We start from the raw sequence: 15,241 nt of genomic DNA on the forward strand, positions 1-15,241 counted from the left end.
TTCGTCTCAGGCTACGGTGACGGGAATCTTGCCAACGCTCGACAGAGATTCAATCTTCGCTGCCCATTCCTTTGGACCGGTGTTGTGCACCGAAGTTCCGTTGGAATCGACCGCCACCGTGACCGGCATGTCGATCACGTCGAACTCGTAGATCGCTTCCATGCCCATGTCGTGGAAACCGAGCACCGTGGCGCTCTTGATCGCTTTCGAGACCAGGTAAGCCGCGCCGCCGACCGCCATCAGGTAGGCCGACTTGTGCTTCTGGATCGACTCGATCGCTGCGGGACCGCGCTCGGCCTTGCCGATCATGGCGATCAGGCCGGTTTTTTCGAGCATCATGTCGGTGAACTTGTCCATGCGGGTGGCGGTCGTCGGACCGGCCGGGCCGACCGCTTCGTCGCGCACCGGATCGACCGGGCCGACGTAGTAGATCACACGGTTCTTGAAGTCCACCGGCAATTCTTCGCCTTTGGCCAGCATGTCCTGGATGCGCTTGTGCGCGGCGTCGCGCCCGGTCAGCATCTTGCCGTTCAACAGCAGGGTCTGGCCCGGCGTCCACGAAGCGACTTCTTCTTTCGTGAGCGTGTTGAGGTCGACGCGGCGCGATTTTTCGGTATCCGGTGTCCAGTGCACGTCAGGCCAGCTCGACAGCGCCGGCGGCTCGATGTAGCTCGCGCCCGAACCATCGAGCACGAAGTGCGCGTGGCGGGTGGCGGCGCAGTTCGGAATCATGGCGACCGGCTTCGAGGCCGCATGGGTCGGGTGCATCATGATCTTGACGTCGAGCACGGTCGTCAGGCCGCCCAGGCCCTGCGCGCCGATGCCGAGCGCATTGATCTTGTCGCACAGCTCGATGCGCAGTTCTTCGGTCTTGTTCTGTGGGCCGCGCAGTTTGAGTTCGTACATGTCGATGTCGTCCATCAGCACTTCCTTGGCCATCAGCATGGCTTTTTCGGCAGTGCCGCCGATGCCGATCCCGAGCATGCCCGGCGGACACCAGCCCGCGCCCATGGTCGGCACGGTTTTCATGACCCAGTCGACCAGCGAGTCGGACGGGTTGAGCATGACGAACTTGGACTTGTTCTCCGAGCCGCCGCCCTTGGCCGCGACCTTGACGTCGACGGTGTTGCCTTCGACCAGTTCCATGTGGACCACGGCCGGCGTGTTGTCCTTGGTGTTCTTGCGTTCGAACTGCGGATCGGCCACGATCGAGGCGCGCAACTTGTTGTCGTCGAAGTTGTACGCGCGGCGCACGCCTTCGTTGACGGCGTCGGTCACGGTGCCCGAAAAACCTTCGAAGCGCACGCCCATGCCGATTTTGAGGAAGACGTTGACGATGCCGGTATCCTGGCAGATCGGGCGCTTGCCCTCGGCGCACATGCGCGAGTTGGTCAGGATCTGGGCGATCGCATCCTTGGCGGCGTCGCTCTGTTCCGACTCGTAGGCGCGCGCCAGGTGGGCGATGTAATCGGCCGGATGGTAGTAGCTGATGTACTGGAGGGCGGCGGCGACCGATTCGATCAGGTCTTCCTGCTTGATGATAGTCATGGCTATGGTTCTCGTTGGCTTAGTGGGGAGTCTTGGACTGGTTCTGGGTGCCGATCATGATGCGGTCGGTGTAGGCGATTGCCAGTGCCGAGAGCAGGAACACGATGTGGATCACGGTCTGCGCAATCAGCGTTTGCGGCGTGTACGCGTGGGCGTTGATGAAGGTCTTGAGCAGATGAATCGACGAAATGCCGATGATCGCCATCGCCAGCTTGGTCTTGAGCACCGAGGCGTTGACGTGCGAGAGCCACTCCGGCTGGTCCGGATGGCCTTCCAGGTGCATGCGCGAGACGAAGGTTTCGTAGCCGCCGACGATGACCATGATCAGCAGGTTGGAAATCATCACCACGTCGATCAGGCCCAGCACCACCAGCATGATGGTCGCTTCGTTGAGCTTGGTGGCGGGCGCCATGCCGGGCACGGTGACGGCGGTGAGGATGTGTTGCAGCGATGATGCATCGCCGAGGACGGCGCCGATCAGGTCTTTCAGTTCAACCCAAAAATGGAAGACATAGACGCATTGCGCCAGGATCAGCCCCAGATACAGCGGCAACTGCAGCCAGCGGCTCATGAAAATGACGTTGTTTAACGGGGTCAGCTTGCGCTGCTCGGTCGGGATGATCGGTTCAGACATGAAAGGCTTGGCTCCAGAGTAAGGCAAAAATTTTCGCTGCGTCATTTTACCAGCGCTTCGCCCGCCTGCAGATAGCCGGCTCGGTCCGGCAGCGTATTGATCTGGCGCAAACCACAGGCGAGTCACCTTGGCGCGCCATTGATCTTGTCGTTAATGCAAGTGACCATACCGCTTTGTTGGATGATCCATGCTTTAATGCCTTGTTGTCCTTGTTCGCTATGTTGCAACGTAAGGGCGCAGTAAGCGAGCGGGATTAAGGTTTTAGCAAACAACACCACTAATGGAGACTCAGCATGGCAGCATCAGATTCCCCCCAGCAGGAAAATCAGGGCTTGCAGGAAAGCCGCGTGTTTGCGCCGCCAGCCGACTTCGTGGCCAAGGCCGCCATCTCCGGCATGGATGCGTACAACGCGCTGTGCGCCGAAGCCGCCGCCGATTACGAAGGCTTCTGGGCGCGCCTGGCGCGCGAGAATCTGGACTGGCACAAGCCGTTCACCTCGACCCTGGACGAGACCAACGCGCCGTTCTACAAATGGTTCGACGACGGCCAGCTGAACGTCTCGTACAACTGCCTCGACCGCAACCTCCAGAATGGCAACGCCAATAAAACCGCCATCATCTTCGAAGCCGACGACGGCGCCGTCACGCGCGCCACCTACCAGGACCTGTACGAGCGCGTCTGCAAGTTCGCCAACGGCCTCAAGGCGCGCGGCATCAAGAAGGGCGACCGCGTCATTATTTATATGTCGATGTCGATCGAAGGCGTGGCCGCCATGCAAGCGTGCGCGCGCATCGGCGCCACCCACTCGGTGGTGTTCGGCGGCTTTTCGGCCAAGTCGCTGCAGGAGCGCATTATCGACGCCGGCGCGGTGGCGGTCATCACGGCCGACGAACAACTGCGCGGCGGCAAGCACCTGCCGCTGAAAAGCATCGTCGACGAAGCGCTGGCGCTGGGCGGCTGCGACAGCATCAAGAACGTCATCGTGTACAAGCGCACCGGCGGCAACATTGCGTTTACCGAAGGGCGCGACCTGTGGCTGCACGAGCTGGTGGCCGACCAGGCGGCGGAATGCGAGCCGGAATGGGTGGGCGCCGAGCATCCGCTGTTCATTTTGTACACCTCCGGCTCGACCGGCACCCCGAAAGGCGTGCAGCATGCCAGCGGCGGCTACCTGCTGTGGGCCGCGCTGACCATGAAGTGGAGCTTCGACATCAAGCCGCAGGACGTGTTCTGGTGCACCGCCGACATTGGCTGGGTCACCGGTCACAGCTACATCGCCTACGGCCCGCTGGCGGTCGGCGCGACCCAGGTCGTGTTTGAAGGCATTCCCACCTACCCGAACGCCGGGCGCTTCTGGGCCAACATCGCCAAGCACAAGGTCAGCATCTTCTACACGGCGCCGACCGCGATCCGTTCGCTGATCAAGGCGGCCGATGTCGACCCGGCCGTGCATCCCTCCAAATACGACCTGAGCAGCCTGCGCCTGCTCGGTTCGGTGGGCGAGCCGATCAATCCGGAAGCCTGGATGTGGTACTACAAGAACGTAGGCGGCGAGCGCTGCCCGGTGGTCGACACCTTCTGGCAGACCGAAACGGGCGGTCACATGATCACGCCGCTGCCGGGTGCGACGCCGATGGTGCCGGGTTCGTGCACCTTGCCGCTGCCGGGCATCATGACCGCGATTGTCGACGAGGCCGGCGTGGACGTGCCGAACGGGCAGGGCGGCATTCTGGTGGTCAAGCGGCCGTGGCCGTCGATGATCCGCACCATCTGGGGCAATCCGGAGCGCTTCAAGAGCAGCTACTTCCCGGATGAGCTGGGCGGCAAGATGTACTTGGCGGGCGATGGCGCGATCCGCAACAAGGACACCGGTTACTTCACGATTACCGGGCGCATCGACGACGTGCTTAATGTGTCGGGGCATCGCATGGGTACCATGGAAATCGAATCGGCGCTGGTGGCCAATCCGATGGTGGCCGAGGCGGCGGTGGTGGGCAAGCCGGACGACACGACGGGCGAATCGATCTGCGCGTTCGTGGTGCTCAAGCAAGCGCGTCCGACTGGCGAGGAAGCGAAGAAGCTGGCGCTCGAGCTGCGCAACTGGGTGGCCAAGGAAATCGGCCCGATCGCCAAGCCGAAGGAAATCCGCTTCGGCGACAACCTGCCCAAGACGCGTTCGGGCAAGATCATGCGGCGCTTGCTGCGCGTGCTGGCCAAGGGCGAGACCATAACGCAGGACGTCTCGACGCTGGAAAATCCGGCCATCCTGGAGCAGTTGAAAGAAGCCTCGTAAGGCGAAATGCAAATTTCTTCATACTTCGCGGAATCTTTGCTATAATCTGCGGCTTCGCGAAGGCGGAGATGTAAAGCAGGAGAGATGGATGAGTGGTTGAAGTCGCACGCCTGGAAAGCGTGTATAGGTTCATAGCCTATCCGGGGTTCGAATCCCCGTCTCTCCGCCAGAAAAAAATAAAAGCCACCCTCGGGTGGCTTTTTTGTTTTCTGGCGGAGAGAAGAAGAGCCCCTGCGGGCTCTTCGGCGGGGATTCGAAGGGCTGGGCGTACTCGCCCAGCCCTCTCCGAATCGTCCATCTGCCACCGCTGCGCGGTGGCGCGCCGAAGGCGCCGCGCGCAGCGCACGCAAAAATATCACTCGATCAGGCCTCGCTCTCTAACACACGTCAAATCTCCTCAAACACAGCAAAGATCCTCCCCGCATATCCGCCAGAATAGCAACGTGCCGAAGAACTTTTGCCCCCTGCCCAAGCACAACGGTATCGCGTGTCATAGTGCCCCCTTTCGGCGAGGAAAATTTAGCCATGTCCATAGCTCCGCCAGGAAACCAAATAAACAAGCCACCTCCAGGTGGCTTTTTTGGTAAGCGTCGCCCTAACACCGTCTTAAGCCGCCCGGCAATTCAAGCGATGCAGGCATCACACAAAATCCCGGAACAAATCGACACCAAGTGTACGGGTCAGCGACACTGCCGAGATCAATAAAGAGTTGTTGATAAACGCCGCGGCAAATCGGCATCATATTTTTGGCCATCAATTTCGTCACTACTCAAATCCCCCAAGATTGTTCCAGGGCTTGGCAAATCCCCACGATCCCGATGCTTGGCCGGGTCCCAGAGATGCGAACGAAGTATCGCGCGTGAGCACTGGAAAAACACCGCGTTGACTTTCACGACCAATACGGAAAGCGGCAATTTGCCGTCGATACTGAAGCTTGACAGCAAACCCGGATCGACTTGAATCGATGCGGTACCGTTGACCCGCAACGTTTCTCCAATCCCGGGTATCAAAAAGATGAGAGAGACCCGGGAATCATGCAGGACATTCCGCAGACTGTCTATTCGATTGTTCCCGCGACGATCGGGAAGGAGCAAGGTTAATTCGTCGTGGACCCGGACAAAACCAGCAGGGTCACCTCGAGGAGACACATCGAGACCGTCCGATCCGCTTGTTGCCAGGAGGGCAAACGGCGCCGCCTCGATGAATTTTCGATAGTGCGGATGAATGTATGCCACTTCTTTTTTCATTGACGCTGCGGCAGGCATTCCGTAAATCCCTTCAAGCGCCGCGATATCCGAAACGATTTGACTGTCAAGCTGGATCAAGCTCTACTCCCTATATTGATTGATGGGCTCTTGCGGTCACAAGAGAACCTCGGGCGATCGCCCCTCATGGCTGCTTGAATATCGATTTTACCCGAGCACATCTTTAACTGGCATCCATCGCGCGCGACTGCAGCCTGGGGCGGGGGCCTGGGCAACGTGTTCGCCGCCCGTGTCAGCGCCGGCGAACAGATAGTTGCGGCGACCGATGGCAACGCCCGCAGGGCGCGCTCGGCTGCCGAGTTGTCGATCTCGAACATGCCATCGTCGCAGTAGGGAAGACGCTTACCTTTTTTGTTTGTTTCATGGAGGAGAGAAGAAGAGCCCCTGCGGGCTCGTCGGCTGGGATTCGAAGCGTTGCGCATACTTGCGCAAGGGCGGCCTGCGGGATGTCGGCAAAGTCGTACTCCCCTGGCGCAGGCTGTTTTCACGGATGCGCGTTCAGTTCCTGTAAACCTTTACAGCATTGGCACTCTTGGCGCGCTCAACTGCTTCAACACTGTCCGGCAAGCCTTCATAGGCGGCGTCGTGGACGTTCTTCGGAACAAACCGTCCCATTCCCTCTTGTGCTTTCTGGTTTTCATACCTGAGCAAAGTGCGTAGATAGCTCAATTCGGGGTTGACTGCCATCACTCTCAGCTCAACGTGATAGCCGGCCTCGCTCAGCCTTGTGGTCAGCGCGACCAGCGAGTCCGCGTTTTTCGAGGTCTGGTCGATAATGAGGTTGCGCCGGCCATCAATCGCGTCGCTGGTCAGGCGTTTCGCCCATGTCGAGGCGTCGCTATGCGTCAAGTCGGCCGCTTCGCGGTCGTTCTCGCTCATGAGTTCAAAGTATGCCGGGTGACTCAAGCGAAGCTCGTTGGGGTCGACAAGGACATAACCGCCTTGCGTGGCAAATTCCTGTTTTGCTTGAGCGGTAAGCGTGCCTTTCCCTGATCCGGGCTGGCCGCCAGTGATGATCGCCATGGGCTTGTCTTGCGGTTCAACGCACGACAGATGATCTCGCGCAATGAGCGCGTAGAGTCTGTCGTGTTCGGCCTTGTCGAGTTCGTATGGGGGCGCGGTCCCGGTGTTCGCCAGCGCCTTGCATGCACGGAGAACTGGCCCGTACGTGGCGTTGATGTCTGCGATGGCCGCCTGGTCCTCGAGCTCGAGCGCCCTTGCCAAGGCCATCAGCGATCGCTTTTCATTTTCCCATTGCGCGATTTGCTTCATATCCGGGATCGCCTTATGCTCCTCCTTATATACACACTGGGAGTAATAGCTTATCAAGAGGTGTAGTCTGCTTTCGGCAATGTCGTATTCTTCCCGTTTTTCGCTCTGGCTCATGATATTTCCTTTTTTGCGTGAGTCTCGTCTTGTAAATGTTTCGCGTCCATGAAACGACCGCGCGCGCGATCCAGGGCCGCTAAGCAAGCGCACGGAAATGGAGCTGGGCGGTTGAGAAAAACCGAGGCCAAAGGCGCGGCGCGGTGATCGTTGTGGTGGCAGGTGCGACGGCTGCAACGTGCTGTTGAGCACACGCCAGTTTCTAATTTTACAACACCAGAGCCTGCATTTCTACTTGCGCTTAGCGGCGCCGCAGCATCCCTTGCCAGGGGGGGCGACATCGGATGGCCGGCCACCCGGCCTTGGCGGTCCAGCATTGGCGTCCTGGAAAATCAAAAATGACATCGGTTGCAATTAGACTTAGCCAGAAGCACACGGTTGGCGTGCGGCGCAGGACGGAAAAATTAGTCAGCATGCATATTTGTGGTATTTTGCCATTGCACAATCATGCGCCAGCCCACGTTAATCTGACTGCACCAAATGCCATAATGGCGCGTAGTGAGACAGTACTGTTGCGTTTCAAGTAGCAAAAAACCCGCCGCGCCTCACCCGGAGTCAGATTGATGACGCCTTGCCGACTTCCCGCTCGCCTGCTGGCACTGCCGCTGTGCTGCGTGCTGAGCCTGGGCGCGGTCGCCGGCATGGGCGGCGTCGCCAGGGCGGCCGCTTCACCGCCCGAGATGTTGTTGGCGAGCACAGACTGGTTGCCCTACACCGGGGCGCGTTTGCCGTTGGACGGCGCGGCGAGCGCGCTGGTGGCGACGGCGGCGGGGCGTTTTGGCTATACCGTGCGCTTCGCGTATTTTCCGTGGCGAAGGACCGTGCAGCTCGGCCACGACGATCCCCGGTTTGCCGGCTATTTTCCGGCCTACTACACGGAAGAACGCGCGCGCGATTGTCACTTGTCGGCGCCGATCAGCACCAGCATCGTCGGCCTGGCTTATCTGAAGAGCGCGCCCTTGCATTGGCACAGCGTGGGCGACCTGGCCGGCATGAAGATCGGCGTGGTCGCGGGCTACGCCAACGGCGCCCCCTTCGACGCGATGGTCAAGGAGGGCAAGATCCGCGCCGACCTCTCGCGCGGCGACCTGCTCAATCTCAAGAAACTGCTGGCGGCGCGGGTGCCCGCGATCGTCATCGACAAGGCCGTGCTGCGTTACCTGCTATTTAGTTCCCCTGAGTTCGCGGGTCAGCGCGAGCAGGTCGTTTTTCACGACAATATCCTCGGCGAAATGGCGGTACACATCTGTTTCCAGCCCACGAAAGTGGGGCTGAGCTTGCAGCAGTCGTTCAATGCGGCGCTGCGCGGCATGGATCTCGGCAAATTCGATGCGGCCTACTTCAGGGAGCTCGAAGCCGCCGAAAAATCTGGGGTGAAATAAGCCGCGGCATCGCCATTACCGATCAAGCCATCACGCCCGCCGGGTGCCAGGTCTGTCAATCGGACACGGTCCCGGCTGTAGCACGTAGTGGGCAGTCTCTGGCCGCAAAGTGAGCCGCTGGCTGGCCCGGTGGGCAGGGCTTGCCTCGGCAGCCCAGTTCATCCCGCCCCCAGTGGCGATCCGCCAAGCGTTGTTTCAGCCTATTTACATCCTGCCAAACTGCGATCCTGCAAAAAACAGCATGACAGTGCAGAAAGCAACAACGACTAAGGTAATGATCGCACATAGTTTGACGGCAACATGTGCTTCCTTGCTGGTCGCCAGTTCAAGCATGCGCGTAAAAATATAGGTGCCGATCATCAAACCAATAATAGGTATCATGTGTGCTTTCAGGTGAGAGTCCCGGCGCGAAAATCGCGCCGGCTTAGTAAGATTAGAGACTATTGGCTTGCTGCTTCTTTAGCGCAGTTGCACATTCCTTGAAGTTCTTGTACGTATAGTTAATTGAAATGAATCCGCTCATCGTCGTGCTGGCGTGCGTATTAATTTCGATATTGTCCAGATCTTCGGGGAGGGGTTGCTCCGTTTTTCCTTCGGACCAGTCGTAACCATACACAACAGATTCCTCCTTCAGTCCTACCATCCAGTACTCGGGGTTTTTCTTGTAGACATCCTTGCTGCTGTAATCGAATTTCTTCGTGTGTTTGCCGTACTTGATGGCCATCGTTTCAGCAAGACGATCAGCTTTCTTTCTTAACTGGTCGCCAGTACCGTTGACGATATCAATATCGTGGGTTGTTCGAATTCGGCACAGGCCCACGTTTGGCAGTGCCACGACAAAGTAGTCTTTGAATCCTTCGAGCGGCTTCGGTGGCGTTCCGGTAAATATGCCAGGTGAAGAATCCGACGTCTTGAAGCCCAATTTTTCAATCTCTTCGACCGACATTCCTCCTGCAAGACCAAACGGGCCGCTATGCGTCGTCTTGGCTGGCTCAAGAGGCTTTGCAGGTGCGGCCTTGCTCGGCTCTGCGGGGTTAACTGCTTGCGGGGCGCCACTGCTGCCGGGCACCTGCTTTTGACAACCGGCCATCGCGCATAATATGAGCGCAACAATTGAGCAACTTTTGATTTTTTGGGTGGACATATTCACTCTTTGATTTGGTTGGCATAGGGACGTGCCGGGTGCGATTTACAACCCTCCGGTGGCCTGACGTCTGCAACCCATTTTCGCATGTCTTGTAGCCACGCACCAATAAATATTGCCATTAAAGCTTGGTTGCCTCTGCCGCAATGAGTGCGCTGTTAAACGCATGCCTGGGATGACGGCTCCCTCGCATTCCGCGCCCTTGTCCAAGTCATCCACGTTGGCATGTGGATCTGCATTGCCTGGCGTATCGGGCGCTATTGACGAATCCCGGCAAGCGCTTTAGGCTCACCGAGCGACCGATGTCCCCTCGGGCGGGGTCGCTCGATTTGCGGCAATCGCTGCCGGTGTTCAACTTTTCGGGAGGCATGCAATGACCAGCAAGAATACGATCTGCCTGTGGTACGACGGCGATGCCGTCGACGCCGCCAACTTTTATGCAGACACCTTTCCCGACAGCGCAGTCCAGGCCATCCACCGCGCGCCGGGCGACTACCCGGATGGAAAAGAAGGCGATGTCCTCACGGTCGAATTTACCGTGGCCGGCATTCCCTGCATCGGGCTCAACGGCGGCCCGCATTTCAAGCACAGCGAAGCCTTCTCGTTCATGATCACCACCGACGACCAGGCCGAAACCGACCGCTTGTGGAATGCCATTGTCGGCAATGGTGGTCAGGAAAGCGAATGTGGCTGGTGCAAGGATCGCTGGGGATTGTCCTGGCAGATTGCGCCGCGCGCGCTGACGGCGGCTGTATTCGGTCCCGATCCCGCCGCCGCCAAGCGCGCGTTCGATGCGATGATGACGATGAGAAAAATCGATATCGCCACGATCGAACGGGCCGTGCTTGGCCGGGATTGATCCGCTCGATTAGACGAATGCGGTTCGCGCCGACGCCGCCGTCGTGGCCGATTGCAAAATGCGTCCCAGGGGAAGCTCGACGCACCGGTAAAATACCGCGCCCGCCAGCACACTCGCAGCCCAGGCCGTCAGCATACCCAGCGCCTGGAAATGCGGCTCGGGTGGCACGAAGCGGGCAAACGCCGCATTGATCAGCAGGCACACCGGGAAATGGATCAGGAACATCGAATAGGAGATCTGCGCCAGGCGATTGATCGCCGACATGCCCCAGTAGGAAAACGCTCCGGTGCGCGCGCGGCCGAACAGAAACAGGACGCACGTCACCGCCAGCGCCACCGCGATGCGCAGGCGGAAGTCCAGCACCAGCGCGACCAGGGTCGGCGCCAGGATCATCGCCACCAGCAGCGCCACCGCGCGTGGGCGCCGTTTCGGATCGCTCGCCAGCCAAGCCATGATGCCCAGTCCATAGCTGCCGAAGAAATAGGGCGCCCATTCATCCCAGTTGGGATCGCGATTGAAGTACAACAGGGACGTGCTGATCCCGAGCACCACCACGGCAGGCATCAGCCAGCGCCGCCGTCCAGCGCCGGAAACGCGACCGCACAGCCAGACCAGCATGGCCACCACCGCGTACAGCTGGAAATCGATGGCGACGTACCACGCCCCCGCCGACAAGGAGTCGTAACCGAGCACGCCTTGCAGCAACAGCGCGTGCGCGGCCAGTTGCAACCAATCGGGCGGCGGGGAAATCGAATCATGCGTCATCCACCGGGTGGCGAGGGCGGAAGCGGCAACCGCGCACAAAATCGCCACCATGAACGGCGGCACCAGCTTGGCATAGCGCCGCCACACGGTCGCCAGCGGATTGATCGCGCCTGGCTGGCCTTGCGGGAACAAGGACTTGGCCACCAGGAAACCGCCGATCACCAGGAACACTTGCACGGCAATGCGCGCGAAGGAATCGAGCCAGTCGATCACATCGGGCATCAGGGGGCGCGCATAGTCGGCCATCGGACCGTAGAAGGCCAGGTGGTGCAGCACAATCAATTGCGCCGCGATGACTTTTAACAGATTGATCAGTACAAACTGCGCCGGGGCGCTTGCCTTGGCCCCGGGTACTTTTTCTACAGCGACAGCCATCCAAACCTCTTCCAAAAGCGCGACCGCGCAAGCTGCGCATCGGTCGATATCAGCCAGTCATGAGCGATGATTGCTGATAACAATTTGTTATCATAGCGTATGCGGCCAGGATATGGTGTATGGATGCGTTACCGGATGTTACGTGCCGGTCGCCGGAGACGGCGTCAATATGTGTAGCGGCTCGCGTTTGAAACCGATCATGCTCGCATTCGAGGCCGGTTTTGGCTCGAATTAACTGCAAATGACGGAAAGCCCGTGCTCACATTATCTGCAAATGGGCTTGCAATCGACGGAACCGGCTCGCATTCCACGGACGCCGGCTCACGCTAACTGCAAATGACGGTTCATATAGGCAAGCCCGCCGCCAGCATGCGCTCGCGGATCTCGGCCGTGCGTTTCGGTTCGAGCTGGTTGCTGAACATCGCGCGAATCTCCGCCGCCTTGGCATCGAACTGCTCGGTCATGTCTTTGAGCCGGTAGCCGTGGCGCGCTAGCGTCGGCTCAAGGTCGTCGAGCTGGCGCGACAGCACCGTCTCCACCAATTCCGCCGTGACCGGCTTCTCGCCGGTCTGGTAGCCCGCTTCGAGGGCCAGCGTCAGGTGCAACTGAACCTGCAGCGGCGTGCGCAGCTTGGTGGCCAGTATGTCGATCGCCTCGGCTGTCAGAATCTCCCCCGGCTCGGTCTTGTTGCTGGTGCAGACTCCGAGCAGCCAATGGATATAGTCGCGCTGGCTGCCGGCGATGCCGTCCAAATTGAAGATGTCGGTGCGGTAGCCGATTTCCTCCATCGTAGGCCGACGTAGGTCATTGCGTAGTTTGGGATGGCCGGCCAAGATCACCGACAGCCGGCCGCCGACGTCCTCCACGACCTCCATCAGGCGCTTGAGGCCGATGAGCGTGTGGCCGTTCAAGTCGTGCGCCTCGTCGATGAATAGCGCCACGGGGCGCTTGCCCTTTTTCACCAGATCCTGCAGCTCGCGGTCGCGCCGCTCTCCCTGCTTGGGGATCTGCACCTGCTTGTCCTGCGACAGATCGTAATAGAGAGCCGAGATTAGCGTGGCGAGTTTGATGCTGTGCTTCTCCACCGATACCGACTTGGCGACGGACACGCGGTTTTCATCCTTCAGGATCTGCTGAAGACGGCGCAGCGTCACGGTCTTGCCGCTGCCGACGACGCCACAGACAGCGATCAGGCGCCCCTGCATGACCGCCCCCTTGATGTCCTTGATGAGCTGCAGGTGGTGCTCGGTCTCGTAATAGCCGGCTTGGCTGAGGGCCTGCGTCAGCCCGTAATACTGCATCACTTCAACCCGCATGGTGCTCTCCTGTCTGCTTGTTTCGGAAGTAGTCCCGCACGCGTGCCAGCACGACGCTGCGGTTGAGCGTCTCGGCCAGCACCTGGTCGATGAAGGCGCGGTCTTCCGGCGCGAGCTTGGCCAGAGGACGCGCCAGGTCGTCGGCGATGGCGAGTTTGGCGGCGATGGCGCCAGCGAAGTGGTAGGCGTGCGCCTCGGTGTTGAATGGTTGGTGCGGCAGCGACATGGCGGCGGCCGGCGGGGTAAGGTGCATATCGCTTCCTGCCAAAGCGCTGATCGGTAGATCGAGCTGGTCGGCAAGCGCGCGGATGCGATCGGCGCGCTCGTCCGCCTTGCCGCGTTTGAACGCCCGGTAGCGGTGCAGCGGAACCGGCCCGGCTACCGGGCGGTACGGCCCAAATTTCTCGCCGTCGAACTCGACATACATTTCGTCGTCGAATAAGCCCCATAGTAGGACGACGGTCTCGCCGGCCATGTCCGGCTCTACCTGATAGGCAGTGCCGCCGATGGCGATGCGCGCGTCGACGCCGACCTTGCGGCTCTCGGGTTCGCGCGCGAACCGGCAGTACTGCTCCCACGCGCACATGTCGCGCACGCCCTCGGCCGGCAAGTTGGCCAGCCAATCGGCCAGTCGAGAGTGTTTCTCCGAACGATGGCTCTGGTCGTTGTAACGCAGCAGGTAGCGCATCAACCATTCGTTGGCCTGGCTCTCCGTTTCCGGTTTGTGGAAATGGTAAAGCGTTTCATGCGCTTCCTTCACCGTCCTGAATGGGCGCTCGACCTTGCCTTTTGAACGGGCCGTCGTGCGGGTTCCATCTTTGCCTGCTGGAATGTGCGTGAGCCATTCGATATCGAGGGCCAGCATGACGTTTTGAAACACCCGGCTCTTGGCCACCGGACCGTTGTCCAGATAAATCATCTTCGGCCGGCCTTGGAATGGGAACGCGGGGTCGGCCTTGACGGTCATGGCGTTGAACAGGAAACGCAGCGCGGACTCGGCGTCCTCGCCATATACGCACTGGTATTCCTGGTAGCCGACGCCGCTGCGGTCATCTACCACACTGAACAGCATCAAGGTCGGCACTCCCTTTGAAGGATCAATCCAATCGGGCTTGTCGATGTGCTTGAGGTCGGAAGGCGACATATCGAATTGCCAGCAATCGTTGCTGTGTTCTGCCTGAAAACGCACGGCCGGTGGCTCGCGCAACAAATGGGGCTGGTCAAGTCGCAACAGGGACAGATAACGATTGACGGTCGGGCGCCGCAGCAGGCCCATGGGGGCCTTGACCAATCCCTGCACCGTTTCCACCCCATGCTCCTCCATCAACTCGATGGCCCGTCCGGTGGACAGGTGGCGTCCGGCCTTGTTGGTGGTGCGCAGTTTCAGCGCCGCGATCAGTTCGCAATAGCGCTCCAACTCCGCTTGCGGCAACATCCGAGGCTTGCCGTGGTCGGCGCGGTGCGCGGCGTGCGGCTTCTGAAACGCTTGCAGCGCCCGATAGACCGTTGTCGCGGAGACGCCGTAAAGACTGGCCACGGCAGCGATTTGGGTGACACGCTCCGAACTCTTGCGCGGTAAACGGTCCAGCCGCTGCCGCAACTGCAGCAGCGAGTCGACAGGGATCGCCTTATGTCGGCCGATCATGGCGGGCCAACGCGCGGTATACGGAGGCGCGGCCAACGCCGAGTCGCCGTGCGATTTCTGTCGCGCCAAGCTTCTCCTCGACGCGCAGGCGTTGGACCTCGGCGGAATCCACCGATGGCTTGCGTCCATGGTAAACACCGCGCACCTTGGCGGCGGCGATGCCCTCAAGCTGGCGCTCACGCCTGAGGTTGGTTTCGAATTCAGCGAACACGCCCAGCATGTCCAGGAAGGCCTTGCCCGCCGCACTGCGGGTGTCGATGGGTTGCTCGGTCGCCTTGAGGGTGACGCCACGCTCCTTCAACGCGTACACGATGTCCTGCAGATCCTTGATGCTGCGCGCAAGGCGATCGATCCTGGTCACGACCAGCGTGTCACCCCGCCGCAGGAAATCGAGCAGCGTCGCCAGCTCGGTGCGACCGGCGCGGCTGGTGCCACTCGCCTTCTCAGCTCGAACAACGTCGCAGCCAGCGGCGCGCAGCGCCTGCTCCTGCAGGGCGAAGTCCTGGTCGCTGCTGGAAACGCGCGCATATCCGTAGAGCGCCATGGGTAGGGTTCGTCTCGATAGGCTTTAGAACTGCCAAAATTACCATGTCGATAACTAAAAAACAACCCTATTGAGACGAAATAT

General features: G+C 60.0%; 13 protein-coding genes, 1 tRNA gene and 1 pseudogene. 4 read left to right on the top strand and 11 right to left on the bottom strand.

Annotated features, from left to right (window positions below; genetic code table 11):
- Positions 1 to 6: 6 nt before the first annotated feature.
- Positions 7 to 1,548, bottom strand: a complete 1,542-nt coding sequence (locus F0185_RS17580) for a fumarate hydratase (protein WP_166897781.1) — start codon at positions 1,546 to 1,548, stop codon at positions 7 to 9.
- 19 nt (positions 1,549 to 1,567) lie between these two features.
- Positions 1,568 to 2,182 carry a YqhA family protein gene (locus F0185_RS17585; RefSeq protein WP_167075927.1) on the bottom strand — a complete coding sequence of 205 codons (615 nt, stop codon included), beginning with the start codon at positions 2,180 to 2,182 and terminating at the stop codon, positions 1,568 to 1,570.
- Positions 2,183 to 2,475: 293 nt separating this feature from the next.
- Here F0185_RS17585 and acs point away from each other — a divergent pair, with 293 nt between their 5' ends.
- Together acs and F0185_RS17595 are read left to right on the top strand one after the other, a co-directional pair.
- Positions 2,476 to 4,476, top strand: coding sequence for an acetate--CoA ligase (acs, locus tag F0185_RS17590; protein WP_167226560.1), 2,001 nt, complete (start codon positions 2,476 to 2,478; stop codon positions 4,474 to 4,476).
- 78 nt (positions 4,477 to 4,554) lie between these two features.
- Positions 4,555 to 4,645, top strand: a tRNA-Ser gene (locus tag F0185_RS17595).
- A gap of 529 nt (positions 4,646 to 5,174) precedes the next feature.
- Here the strand turns inward: F0185_RS17595 and F0185_RS17600 are convergent.
- The 3 genes and pseudogenes from F0185_RS17600 to F0185_RS17610 form a co-directional block, all read right to left on the bottom strand.
- Positions 5,175 to 5,798, bottom strand: a complete 624-nt coding sequence (locus F0185_RS17600; protein ID WP_167226793.1) for a pyridoxamine 5'-phosphate oxidase family protein — start codon at positions 5,796 to 5,798, stop codon at positions 5,175 to 5,177.
- Between the two features lie 153 nt (positions 5,799 to 5,951).
- A pseudogene (locus tag F0185_RS17605) lies at positions 5,952 to 6,073 on the bottom strand (IS66 family transposase); the annotation flags it as partial.
- 166 nt (positions 6,074 to 6,239) lie between these two features.
- Positions 6,240 to 7,127 carry a zeta toxin family protein gene (locus F0185_RS17610; RefSeq protein WP_167226562.1) on the bottom strand — a complete coding sequence of 296 codons (888 nt, stop codon included), beginning with the start codon at positions 7,125 to 7,127 and terminating at the stop codon, positions 6,240 to 6,242.
- Positions 7,128 to 7,690: 563 nt separating this feature from the next.
- Between F0185_RS17610 and F0185_RS17615 the strand changes: the two genes are divergently transcribed.
- Positions 7,691 to 8,509 carry a substrate-binding periplasmic protein gene (locus F0185_RS17615; RefSeq protein ID WP_167226564.1) on the top strand — a complete coding sequence of 273 codons (819 nt, stop codon included), beginning with the start codon at positions 7,691 to 7,693 and terminating at the stop codon, positions 8,507 to 8,509.
- Between the two features lie 204 nt (positions 8,510 to 8,713).
- On the opposite strand, the gene F0185_RS17620 is transcribed toward F0185_RS17615, so the two are convergent.
- Both F0185_RS17620 and F0185_RS17625 read right to left on the bottom strand, forming a co-directional pair.
- Entirely contained in the window at positions 8,714 to 8,890 is a 177-nt protein-coding gene (locus F0185_RS17620; RefSeq protein ID WP_167226566.1) for a hypothetical protein, read from the bottom strand.
- A gap of 52 nt (positions 8,891 to 8,942) precedes the next feature.
- Positions 8,943 to 9,653: a hypothetical protein gene (locus tag F0185_RS17625; protein WP_167226568.1), complete on the bottom strand. Its 711-nt coding sequence runs from the start codon at positions 9,651 to 9,653 to the stop codon at positions 8,943 to 8,945.
- Positions 9,654 to 10,026: 373 nt separating this feature from the next.
- On the opposite strand from F0185_RS17625, the gene F0185_RS17630 reads away from it, so the two are divergent.
- Positions 10,027 to 10,512, top strand: a complete 486-nt coding sequence (locus tag F0185_RS17630) for a VOC family protein (protein WP_167226570.1) — start codon at positions 10,027 to 10,029, stop codon at positions 10,510 to 10,512.
- 9 nt (positions 10,513 to 10,521) lie between these two features.
- Here F0185_RS17630 and F0185_RS17635 read toward each other — a convergent pair whose 3' ends face one another.
- The 4 genes from F0185_RS17635 to F0185_RS17650 all read right to left on the bottom strand — a co-directional run bounded on the left by F0185_RS17635 (position 10,522) and on the right by F0185_RS17650 (position 15,157).
- Complete coding sequence (locus F0185_RS17635) at positions 10,522 to 11,652, bottom strand: acyltransferase family protein (RefSeq protein WP_167226572.1); 1,131 nt, start codon at positions 11,650 to 11,652, stop codon at positions 10,522 to 10,524.
- A 344-nt stretch (positions 11,653 to 11,996) separates the two neighbouring features.
- Entirely contained in the window at positions 11,997 to 12,968 is a 972-nt protein-coding gene (locus F0185_RS17640; RefSeq protein ID WP_167226574.1) for an ExeA family protein, read from the bottom strand.
- Entirely contained in the window at positions 12,958 to 14,592 is a 1,635-nt protein-coding gene (locus F0185_RS17645; protein WP_370664034.1) for an IS481 family transposase, read from the bottom strand. Before F0185_RS17645 ends, F0185_RS17640 begins: the two co-directional genes overlap by 11 nt.
- 4 nt (positions 14,593 to 14,596) lie before the next feature.
- A complete protein-coding gene (locus F0185_RS17650) occupies positions 14,597 to 15,157 on the bottom strand; it encodes a recombinase family protein (RefSeq protein WP_167226579.1) in 561 nt (186 codons plus the stop codon).
- Between the last annotated feature and the right edge of the window lie 84 nt (positions 15,158 to 15,241).

This window comes from Massilia rubra (assembly GCF_011682065.1).
Taxonomy (GTDB): domain Bacteria; phylum Pseudomonadota; class Gammaproteobacteria; order Burkholderiales; family Burkholderiaceae_D; genus Telluria_A; species Telluria_A rubra.

Bases quoted from the DNA above. Each gene is read 5' to 3' on its own strand.
- F0185_RS17640 (WP_167226574.1), bottom strand. From the start codon at position 12,968: ATGCGGGTTGAAGTGATGCAGTATTACGGGCTGACGCAGGCCCTCAGC.
- acs (WP_167226560.1), top strand. From the start codon at position 2,476: ATGGCAGCATCAGATTCCCCCCAGCAGGAAAATCAGGGCTTGCAGGAA.
- F0185_RS17615 (WP_167226564.1), top strand. From the start codon at position 7,691: ATGACGCCTTGCCGACTTCCCGCTCGCCTGCTGGCACTGCCGCTGTGC.
- F0185_RS17610 (WP_167226562.1), bottom strand. From the start codon at position 7,127: ATGAGCCAGAGCGAAAAACGGGAAGAATACGACATTGCCGAAAGCAGA.
- F0185_RS17625 (WP_167226568.1), bottom strand. From the start codon at position 9,653: ATGTCCACCCAAAAAATCAAAAGTTGCTCAATTGTTGCGCTCATATTA.
- F0185_RS17620 (WP_167226566.1), bottom strand. From the start codon at position 8,890: ATGATACCTATTATTGGTTTGATGATCGGCACCTATATTTTTACGCGC.
- F0185_RS17580 (WP_166897781.1), bottom strand. From the start codon at position 1,548: ATGACTATCATCAAGCAGGAAGACCTGATCGAATCGGTCGCCGCCGCC.
- F0185_RS17630 (WP_167226570.1), top strand. From the start codon at position 10,027: ATGACCAGCAAGAATACGATCTGCCTGTGGTACGACGGCGATGCCGTC.
- F0185_RS17585 (WP_167075927.1), bottom strand. From the start codon at position 2,182: ATGTCTGAACCGATCATCCCGACCGAGCAGCGCAAGCTGACCCCGTTA.
- F0185_RS17650 (WP_167226579.1), bottom strand. From the start codon at position 15,157: ATGGCGCTCTACGGATATGCGCGCGTTTCCAGCAGCGACCAGGACTTC.
- F0185_RS17635 (WP_167226572.1), bottom strand. From the start codon at position 11,652: ATGGCTGTCGCTGTAGAAAAAGTACCCGGGGCCAAGGCAAGCGCCCCG.